Origin of the sequence: Agromyces humi (assembly GCF_009720255.1) — a bacterium.
Lineage (GTDB): Bacteria > Actinomycetota > Actinomycetes > Actinomycetales > Microbacteriaceae > Agromyces > Agromyces humi.
The window spans coordinates 1-598 of the sequence record NZ_WJSP02000763.1; the positions used below are offsets into that span (position 1 = coordinate 1).

The 598-nt window shown below is 72.7% G+C and carries 1 pseudogene; it reads right to left on the minus strand.

Going from position 1 to position 598, the window contains the following annotated elements:
* Positions 1–598: pseudogene (locus GH736_RS24055) on the minus strand (hypothetical protein); the annotation flags it as partial.

The following is a 598-nucleotide window of genomic DNA, read 5'->3' on the forward strand; positions in this document are numbered from 1 at the left end:
ACCGGTCGCTGCGGTCGCGGCCGGTGATCGCATCGTCGAGCACGCCGTAGAAGTCGGGGTGGAACGCGACGACCTCGGCGCCGAGGCGCACGAGGTTGAGGCGGGCGTTCCGCCGGATGAGCGGGTCGTACGTCCAGCGCATCTCGGTGACGCCGTGCGCCAGGCAGACCGCCCGCTGGCGGAGCTTGAGGGCGACGCCGATGCCACGACCGCGGGCGGACGGGTCGACGGCGTTCATGTGCGAGTGCAGGTGCAGGCCGCCCGCCCAGCCGAGGAACCCCAGCGTCGCGCCGAGTGGCGCACCAGCGGCATCCTGCACCGCGTCGTCGACGGCGACGAGCACCGTGTTGCCGGCGTGGTCGATGGCCTGGATGGTCGAACGATCGGCTCCGCGGCCCTCGCCCCAGGTCGCCTCGAAGCGGGCCAGCACGCCGTCGAGCTCGTCGGGCCGCGAATCATTCGCATCGGCCTCTACGGGTTCGCCCGTGAGCGCGTGCGCCGCGAACTTGGCGGCGTTGTAGCCGCCACCGCCGACGTACGCGGTCGGTGAGGAGGATGCCGAGCCCGGCGAGGCCGGTCGGGTGGAACTGGAAGGACG